The sequence below is a fragment of the Haloferax profundi genome, assembly GCF_001469865.1.
In the GTDB taxonomy this organism is placed as follows: Archaea; Halobacteriota; Halobacteria; order Halobacteriales; family Haloferacaceae; genus Haloferax; species Haloferax profundi.
In genome coordinates this window covers 42,584-51,004 of sequence record NZ_LOPV01000118.1, presented here as the reverse complement: position 1 = coordinate 51,004, position 8,421 = coordinate 42,584, and the positions used below count along the sequence as shown (strand labels likewise).

At 63.9% G+C, this 8,421-nt stretch carries 10 protein-coding genes; 3 read left to right on the top strand and 7 right to left on the bottom strand.

The window, feature by feature from the left end; all coding sequences use genetic code 11:
- From AUR66_RS06495 to AUR66_RS06475, 5 genes are all read right to left on the bottom strand, one after another.
- A partial coding sequence (locus AUR66_RS06495) for a YqcI/YcgG family protein (RefSeq protein ID WP_058571667.1) occupies window positions 1-559 on the bottom strand: 559 nt, incomplete at its 3' end.
- A 98-nt stretch (window positions 560-657) separates the two neighbouring features.
- The gene (locus AUR66_RS06490) at window positions 658-1,140 is read right to left on the bottom strand and encodes a GNAT family N-acetyltransferase (protein WP_058571666.1); all 483 of its coding nucleotides are present in this window, start codon (window positions 1,138-1,140) and stop codon (window positions 658-660) included.
- 59 nt (window positions 1,141-1,199) lie between these two features.
- Window positions 1,200-1,484, bottom strand: a complete 285-nt coding sequence (locus tag AUR66_RS06485) for an amphi-Trp domain-containing protein (RefSeq protein WP_058571665.1) — start codon at window positions 1,482-1,484, stop codon at window positions 1,200-1,202.
- A gap of 117 nt (window positions 1,485-1,601) precedes the next feature.
- The gene (locus tag AUR66_RS06480; RefSeq protein WP_058571664.1) at window positions 1,602-3,101 is read right to left on the bottom strand and encodes a sodium:solute symporter family protein; all 1,500 of its coding nucleotides are present in this window, start codon (window positions 3,099-3,101) and stop codon (window positions 1,602-1,604) included.
- Entirely contained in the window at window positions 3,101-3,316 is a 216-nt protein-coding gene (locus AUR66_RS06475) for a DUF3311 domain-containing protein (protein ID WP_058571663.1), read from the bottom strand. The genes AUR66_RS06480 and AUR66_RS06475 overlap by 1 nt, the downstream gene beginning before the upstream one ends.
- A 235-nt stretch (window positions 3,317-3,551) precedes the next feature.
- On the opposite strand from AUR66_RS06475, the gene AUR66_RS06470 reads away from it, so the two are divergent.
- Window positions 3,552-4,295: a sugar phosphate isomerase/epimerase family protein gene (locus AUR66_RS06470; protein WP_058571662.1), complete on the top strand. Its 744-nt coding sequence runs from the start codon at window positions 3,552-3,554 to the stop codon at window positions 4,293-4,295.
- Window positions 4,296-4,440: 145 nt separating this feature from the next.
- Window positions 4,441-5,823, top strand: coding sequence for a DNA primase DnaG (dnaG, locus tag AUR66_RS06465; protein ID WP_058571661.1), 1,383 nt, complete (start codon window positions 4,441-4,443; stop codon window positions 5,821-5,823).
- 34 nt (window positions 5,824-5,857) lie between these two features.
- Here dnaG and AUR66_RS06460 read toward each other — a convergent pair whose 3' ends face one another.
- A complete protein-coding gene (locus AUR66_RS06460) occupies window positions 5,858-6,256 on the bottom strand; it encodes a GNAT family N-acetyltransferase (protein WP_058571660.1) in 399 nt (132 codons plus the stop codon).
- Complete coding sequence (locus AUR66_RS06455) at window positions 6,253-7,572, bottom strand: DUF92 domain-containing protein (RefSeq protein WP_058571659.1); 1,320 nt, start codon at window positions 7,570-7,572, stop codon at window positions 6,253-6,255. The genes AUR66_RS06460 and AUR66_RS06455 overlap by 4 nt, the downstream gene beginning before the upstream one ends.
- A gap of 138 nt (window positions 7,573-7,710) precedes the next feature.
- Between AUR66_RS06455 and AUR66_RS06450 the strand changes: the two genes are divergently transcribed.
- A complete protein-coding gene (locus tag AUR66_RS06450) occupies window positions 7,711-8,319 on the top strand; it encodes an undecaprenyl diphosphate synthase family protein (protein WP_058571658.1) in 609 nt (202 codons plus the stop codon).
- The last annotated feature ends 102 nt before the right edge of the window (window positions 8,320-8,421 follow it).

Here is an 8,421-nt window from a genome sequence, read left to right as displayed (position 1 = left end):
ACAGTGACCGCGGCTGGAACGTGATTTCGAGACCCCACGGGCAGTAGCGACTCAGTCGCTCGTCGTAGAACGGGGCACGCGTCGTCGGGAAGATGGGTTCGCCGCCGAAGGAGAACTCCCACGTCGAATCGTCGGGGTCGGTCGGGATGTCCGCCGGCCACGGTTCGGGGTCGTGGACGTGGAGGAACTGGAGGATGTGCCACAGGCGTTCGTGGTAGTCTGCTTCGGTCAGGTTCTCTGCGGGCGGTTTGAAGAATGTGACCAGCGAGCACGCCTCGGAGTAGTCGCGGTACACGTCGAGGTACTCCAAGACCGTGTCACGAAGCGCCAACAGGGCGTCTTTGTCGGTCATCGAATCGACGAACGTGTACAGGGCGTCGCCGTTTCGCTCGGACTCGACGCCGAAGTAACACGGAAAGGGTGCGCCGTCGTTCTCGCCGAGCATCGTCTCGCGGAACGTCTCGTAGTGCTGCACTGCCCACTCGGGAAGGTCACCGTCGTCAAGACGGCGACGAAGCACGTCTTGCTCCATCAACACCTGGTGTCCCGACTCGTTCATGCGCGGGGGTTAGTGTGTGGAGATTTGAGGATTCGGGTTTGGTGGTCGAATTCCACCCCCGAAATCGAGAGGGGTCGATGTCGACACAGACCAACGGTTCACAGGGGTCGGTCCATCTTCACGTAGCGCGTCTCGTAGCCAATCGACTCGTAGCAAGACTGTGCCGCCTCGTTGCGGGCGTGGACGCTCAACGCGGCGCGTTCACACCCGCGCTCGCGTCCCCACTCGTGCGCACGTTCGAGTAATTCCGTCCCGAGTCCCTCGCCGCGGGCGTCCGGGGCAACGTAGAGGTCCTTTACTTTCGCCACCGGGCCACGGGCAAAGATTGGCGGCGACTCGGAGTAGACGATGGTGGTATACCCGACGAGACACGCGTCGCCGTCGCCGTCGACTGCCACGAACGTCTGTACGTCCTCGTCGGCGAGTTGGTCTTGACGATACGCCACTGCGTCGGCGCGAACGTCGACGTCCTCGGCCAACGCGTCGTACTGGTCGACGTCGGTCATCTCGTCGGCGAAGGGGAGCCACAGTTCGTCGACGAGGGAGGGTACGTCGTCGTCGGTAACGGGGCGAATCTGCATGGGTACGGACGACTCGTAGAGGTGTCAAAAAAGTATCCTCATCGGGCGGGGGAAATCGGTTACTCGATTTCCAAGCCGCCGCCTGCACCGCCGTCGCCGCCGTCTTCGTCCCACTCCAGTTCGAACTCGATGCTCAGTTCGCCGGGTTGGCCCGCGGGCCCTTCGCGTTCGGCTTTCACCTCGAACGTCGGCGATGCCGGCGGTTCCATCGTCACGGACTGGTCGCCCGCTTTCAGCGTAATCGGTTCGCCAGCGTCGAGTTTGTCGGCGACGGCGCGGAGGTACGACGCGATTTCGGCACGTGTCTGTCGGCTCTCGGATTTGAACAGGACTTCTTCAGGCATAAGAGAACGATGGTCGCACGAGGGAATAAATCTCCCCTCGGTGGCAGGAGGTGTCCTGGAGAGCGATGGTCAGCGGGACTCGGAGCACGCTGGTCTGTGCCGGTCGGTGTGTGGAACTCAGTCTGCTCGCAGTCCTTCGGAGAACCGACTCTGGTTCTCTTCGGGTGCGGTAGCCGTGAACGCAGAGACGCCGAGCGTCAAGACGGCGGAGAGGAGCATCCCCCAGAGGGCGAAGTCCCACGTGAGATACGTCGGACCGAACACCGAGACGCCGGCGATTTCGACCGTCGGCAAGAAGACGTGTGCGAGGTAGAACGCCTGTCCACCGAGGATGCCGGCGAACATTCCCGTCCGATTCGTCTTCGCCCAGTAGAGTGCGATGATGACGGGGAGCGCCATCTGCGCGAATCCGCCGAACGCGGTGTCACCGACTTCGATGAGCGTGCCGGGGCGGAACAGACTGGCGACGAACGTCAGCGTCGCGAACAGTGCGACACCGATGCGTGCAATCCACGCTTCACGGTCCTCGCTCAGCGAGGCGTCGACGAACGGCCGGTAGAGGTCACGGGTGAAGTACGACGACCCGGAGAGGAGCATCGAGTCGGACGAGGACATCATCGCGGCCATCGCCCCGGCGACGACGAGGGCGGCGAACCAGACGGGCGTGTACTCGTTCAGGAGGACTGGAAGGACGTTCGCCCCCTCGGGAACCGAGATACCGAGGCCCGCCGCCCACGTTCCGAGGATGAAGGCAGGGACGAACAGCAAGACGACGAGAACGGGCCAGAGCGCGAACGAGCGCTTGAGAACCGTTCCCGACTTGGCGACGAAGAACCGCTGATTGATTTGCGGGAACATCGCCACGCCGAACGCGATGGTGACGGCCGTCGAGATGATGAACTGCGGCGAGTAGAGGCCCCCACCGAGGGCGAGGAACTCGGGTTTGTTCGTCGCGAGCGCGTTCGAGAGGGCGCTGGGTCCGCCTGCGGCGGTTGCGACCCACCCGACAGCAAGCCAGACGACGCCGAGCATGAACAGGCCCTGGAGCGTGTCGGTCCACGCGACGCCGCGCAGACCGGCGATGACGACGTACGCAATCATGAACACCGTGATGCCGGCGGCACCGGCCCAGTACGGGACGATTCCGTTCGTGAGGCCGACGATGGCTTCACCGGCACCCATCTGCTGGAGCATCACGTACGGGAACAGCCAAAAGAGGCTGATACCGGCGACGACGGCCCGGAGGCGCTTCGACCCGAAGCGGTCACCGAGCATCTCACCGAGCGTCACGTAGCCGTGGGCCTTGCCGACGAGCCACTGTTTGTAGCCGACGACGTACCAGAGGATGGCGAACAGGACGCCGTCCATGACGCCCATCACCAGAATCCACTCGGGGCCGGCACGGAACGCGAGGTCAGGGCCGCCGAAGAACGTGAACGCGGACAGGAGCGTCGCGAAGGTAGTAAACAGGAGGACGACGGTTCCGATAGAGCGCCCCGCGAGGTAGTAGTCCTCGGCGTTCTTACTCGTGAGGCGGTACGCGAGTAACCCGACTGCGAGGGCCACCACGAGGTAGACGCCGACGACGCCGAGTTGGATGCCGAGTGCGGAGACCATCAGCGGACCCCATCGACGATTCCGCGGTCCCACGCCCGGCGCGTGAACAGGTGGAAGACCACCGCTGTCAGTCCCATCCAGCCGATGTGCCACCAGAGCCACAGTGGGAGTCCGGCGAACACCCGACTATCTCCCCAGAGGAACCACGGGACAGCGAACGTCACGAGGACTGCGAACGTCGCAATCCAGACGTAATCGATGCGTGCTCTCGTCATGCTTGGAGACCATAGTTAACAATAGAACGTAAATCTTACCCTATTGTCCTACGTTACATCGTATTGGAGAATATTTTTCTTCAATACGCAGTGACGAATTTCTCAGACCACTCATAGGGCGTGGAAGTATGCCATCCGGAGTCCCTGCGATTTCCGCAGTCGCCGTCGGTGTGACTGGTGCTGGACAGTGGCCATCGCCGGAACAATTTCCCCCATCCCGCGTGAGCGTCGACGTATGAACTTCGGCATCCAGTTGTACTCGCTCCGCGCACTCGACGAACCGACGTCGGCGCTGGTCGAACGCGCCGCAGACGCCGGATTCGACGGCGTCGAATTCGCGGGACTCGACGACGACGACGCGATACGGACGGCACTGACGGACACGGGCCTGACGGCACCTGCCGCACACGTCGGTATCGACGAACTCGAATCCGACCTCGACGCGGTCTGCGAGCGATACGGGGCACTCGGCGTGGAGACACTCGTCGTCCCCTACCTCCCACCAGAGGCGTTCGCAGACGCCCAGACGGTCGACGAGACAGCACACCGACTCGACGACTTGACCGCGAAGTGTGACGACCGAGGGTTCAGACTCCTCTATCACAACCACGACCACGAACTCCAGACCGTCGCTGGCGAACCCGCACTCGACAGACTCGCCGACGAGTCCGGCGTAGGATTCGAACTCGACCTCGCGTGGGTGTTGGCCGCCGGATACGACCCCGTCGACTACCTCGAACGATACGCCGACCGCACGCCACTCGTTCACCTCAAAGACGTGGTCCTCGATGCGGACGCCGAGCGTGGTGGTCGTCCCGTCTCGCTCGGAGATGGGGAACTCGACGTCGACGCGTGTCTCGCCGCCGCCCGAGATGGGTTCGTCGAGTGGGCACTCGTCGAACACGACGACCCGTCGGACCCGGCCGAGTTCTGTCGCACCGCTGGTGAGACAGTGGCGTCACTCCGTAGAGAGTCGTAATCGAGACGGAGCGACTGCCGCGTTCGAATCGTCGGCCACGATAGATATTTCCCTCGGGCACGACTTATATAAAGACGTTCGTGGGTACCACCCATGACATCATCACAATCATCACATCATCACCTCCTCCGGGAGGACTTCACCAATGGACGACACTGCAAAATATCTCATTCACGCCTCCATCTCCGCCGACGGAGTAGTCGAACGGAGCGACGTCGTCGGGGCCGTCTTCGGGCAAACCGAAGGCCTCCTCGGCGACGAACTCGACCTCCGTGACCTCCAACAGTCTTCTAAGGTCGGTCGGATAGACGTACAGATTGACTCCGAAAACGGCCACTCGTTCGGTCAGATGACCATCGCGAGTAGTCTCGACAAAGTCGAGACGGCCATCCTCGCCGCCTCACTGGAGACGCTCACGCGCGTCGGACCGTGTCAGGCCGTCATCGAAGTCACGAACATCGAAGACGTTCGCGAAGCGAAGCGCCGGATGGTCGTCGAACGCGCCAAGGAACTGCTCACGGAGTCGTTCGACGACACCGTCATGACCTCCTCCGAGATTCTCGAAGAGGTCAAAGAGAGCGTCCGCGTCGAGGACATCACCGAGTATCACGGCCTGCCGGCAGGCCCGCGTGTCGCCGACTCCGACGCCATCATCGTCGTCGAAGGTCGCGCAGACGTGTTGACACTCCTCCGCTTCGGTATCAAGAACGCCATCGCCGTCGAGGGAACCAACATCCCCGACGACGTGGCCACGCTCACACAGGAGCGCACGGTCACGACGTTCTTGGACGGCGACCGTGGCGGGGAACTCATCCTCCGCGAACTCTCGCAAGTCGGCGACGTAGACTACGTCGCGTTCGCCCCCGACAAACAGTCTGTCGAGGACCTCGACCGCGCCGCGGTCATCCGCGCTCTCCGGAACAAGGTGGCATTCTCCTCGCTTCCGGACGACGGCGACTACCGGGCCGCAGTCGCTGCCGCCGGTGGCACGCCGGGAGTCCCGTCGGACCCTCGCCCGGAGTCGCCGACGACTGACGGTTCGTCGTCGACTCCACCCGCAGATGGCCCCACCGATGCGGTTACCGAAGCGAGTTCCGACAATGGCGGGACGGTCACCGTCGAAAAGACGACAGAGGTCGACACTGGCGCAGAGGCGGAATCCGCCCCAGACGACGTGTTCGACGAGTCCGAGGCCGAGACAGTCGCCGAAGCGGTCGACCCCGTCCAACCGACGCTGTCGCTTTCGGACCACGTCCGTGAGACGATTACCGACGGCAGCGGACTCGCTCGACTCCTCGATTCGGACCTCGGCCTGCTGGACGAAGTCGCCGTCGAGAAGATTTACGACACGCTCGAACAGACCGAACCGGCCCCCCGACTCGTCGTCGTCGACGGCGAGGCGAGTCAGAAACTCGTCGACATCGCGGCCCAACGCGGCGTCGGTGACCTCGTCGCCCGTTCGAAAGGCGAGTACGTGAAGAAACCCGTCAGCGTCCGTGTCAGGACCGCCGACCAGTTGCTGACGTAGGGTCGTCGCACCTCACCCGCCGGAGAGCGTTTGCTCACCCGTCGTAGACGAGTCGAATCGCGTCTTCACCGTCGAACGCGTCGGCGACACGTTCGTCGTGACGGAACCCGAGTGCATCGTAACACGCTCGCGCGCCGTCGTTCTCCGGATGGACCAGTAACGTGAGCGACGCGTCTGAGTGGCGTGCGTGATACGCTTCGACGAGTGCAGTGGCACGGCCCTCCCTGCGGGCGTCCGGGGCAACGACGAGTTCGGCGAGGTGGTCGCCGACGCCGAGGAGATAGCCCACCGGATGGTCGGCAGAATCGACGGAGACGAGAAGCGTTCCGACCGCAGGCCACGCGTCGAAGAGTTCGGGAGACGGGTGGCTGAGACGTCTGTGGAGCGACGAGAGCGCGTTCCGGTCGTCGGGGCGGGCGAGGCGGACGGTCACAGCGGAATCCACGCGACGACTGCACCCACCGCACCGCCGAGCGTCATGAGGAAGTTGACCGCCTGATTGCCGAGGCCGGCACCTTCGACGGTTGCGCCGAGGAGACTGTCGACAGTCATGCCGACGACACCGCCGACGAGGATTGCAATCGCCGCCGTCGAATTCGGAATCGGGAGCGGAAGCGACACGTACGCGATACCGGCGACGAGTCCCGCGCCGCCGATGCCTGCGAGTTCACCCTGCCACGTGACCGCACCGTCGGTTCCCGGCGGGACTCGCTTGAACGATGTGATGAGGCGGGGGTTGTCGAACAGGCCGCCGATTTCGCTGGAGAGTGTGTCGCTCATCGCGGCAGCGACTGACCCGGCGAACGCGAGGACGAACAGGTCGCTACCGAGTTGGTATCCAATCGTCTCCATCGCGGCGAATCCGACGACAGCGAGGAGCGAAACGGCCGAGTTGCCGAGGACGTTCCCCGTGCCGCGCGCCCCCTCGTTGCCCTCGGCGACGCCGCGTTCGGCTTTTCGGTCGTAGCGGAACTTGGTCGCGAGTGCGCCGATGCCAAAGAACGAAGCGAGGGCGAGAGCCCACCCGAACCCGCCGAATCCGACGGCGACGAGCAAGAGAAGCACGCCCGTAATCATGCCGGCGACGGAGGCGGTTCCGAGTGCGTAGGCGGCGTAGCCGAGTGCGACAGTCAGCAACAGCGAGACGCCGGTCTGTATGGGCGTGATGGGACCGGCAAGCCAGTCGACACCCCACAGCGCAATCCCTACGGTGAGCATGACGACGGGGTCGTCGCGCTCGTAGAGCGCAGACCGGAGGAGTGCCGCGACGAGTGCACCGAGCGCGGCGATGAAGGTGAACCGGGCAAGGTCCAGCGGGTCGCCGGTGATACTCACGACGGTTGCCTGTCCGAGCGTCCCAGCGAGGGTGCCGGCGGCCACGAACCCGGCAGAGTGTATGAACTCGTCGTCGAATTGCGTATCCACCAGCCGCGCTCCGAGGTTCCCGTAGGCGAGTATCAGCACGGTTGCGACGAACACCGTGAGGGGCATCCGTTCCCGTGGGACCGTCGCCAGAAGCGCCAACCCGGTCGCGGCGAGCGAAAAGCCGGCCAACCCGTTGAGGCGGCCGTCCTCCCGGTCGCCGGGTCGGGCGAACAGCTCGAAGAGCGGCCCGTCGTCGATGACGAAGGCCGCCAAGAGCGCGACTGCGGCGAAAGGTGCGAACGCGGCAGCGCCGAGACTGGGGGCCGCGAGGGCCAACGTCCCGACGACCGCGAATCCACCCGCTCGCCGTAGTGTGGAAGTCACATCGTTCGGTATCCCCGACTCGCACTTAACCCTCCCGACATCGGTGACTCGAACGCTCCACCCGCGTCTGGCGGCCCGCACACCGCACATCACGCCGAACCCGAAGTGTTAGAAACGTCGGCGCGTGTACAGACCTCCGTGGGATTGTACGACTACTACCTCGCCCTCCGATTCCGCCTCGACGACACGGCGGCACCCGAACACGTCGCCCTCGTCATCACCGAGCGCGACCTGTTAGAACAGGGTGCGTACGCCAAACTCGAAGCCGTCATCCGCTGGGCCTTCGAGTACGGGACCGAACGAGTCACTGTCTCGGTGAGCGTCCTCGACGAGGCAGTCGTCCCGACGCTCTCCCGTGAACTCCGCGAACTCGATACACCGTACCCCATCGCCATCCGCGAACCCGGCGATACCGAACGTGCCGACGCTCCCGTACAGGTCAACATCGGCCTCGGCGGAAAACGCGAGTTCGCCGCCGTCGTCCGCTCTCTCGCCGAAGAAGTCGACGCCGGCGAGTTGGACCCGGACGACATCGACGGCACCGACATCGAAGAGCGACTGGTGTTCCCCGACGAACCCGACTTCGTCGTCAAGACGGGTGCCGAACGTCTCTCCGACTTCATGATTTGGCAGTCGGTCTACGCGGAACTGTACTTCACCGACGTGAACTGGCGCGACTTCCGGAAGCGCGACTTCCTGCGGGCGTTGCGGGACTATCAGGACAGACAGCGGAGATTTGGCCGGTAGGGCGAATCACGTGGCAACTGTGTTGACACGCAGATTTGGGTGCCGCCCCGTGACTCAAAGGACCGTTTGGGCTTACAGAAAACATATTGTCGGCTGTGTGAA

Bases quoted from the DNA above. Each gene is read 5' to 3' on its own strand.
- dnaG (WP_058571661.1), top strand. From the start codon at position 4,441: ATGGACGACACTGCAAAATATCTCATTCACGCCTCCATCTCCGCCGAC.
- AUR66_RS06490 (WP_058571666.1), bottom strand. From the start codon at position 1,140: ATGCAGATTCGCCCCGTTACCGACGACGACGTACCCTCCCTCGTCGAC.
- AUR66_RS06480 (WP_058571664.1), bottom strand. From the start codon at position 3,101: ATGGTCTCCGCACTCGGCATCCAACTCGGCGTCGTCGGCGTCTACCTC.
- AUR66_RS06485 (WP_058571665.1), bottom strand. From the start codon at position 1,484: ATGCCTGAAGAAGTCCTGTTCAAATCCGAGAGCCGACAGACACGTGCC.
- AUR66_RS06470 (WP_058571662.1), top strand. From the start codon at position 3,552: ATGAACTTCGGCATCCAGTTGTACTCGCTCCGCGCACTCGACGAACCG.
- AUR66_RS06475 (WP_058571663.1), bottom strand. From the start codon at position 3,316: ATGACGAGAGCACGCATCGATTACGTCTGGATTGCGACGTTCGCAGTC.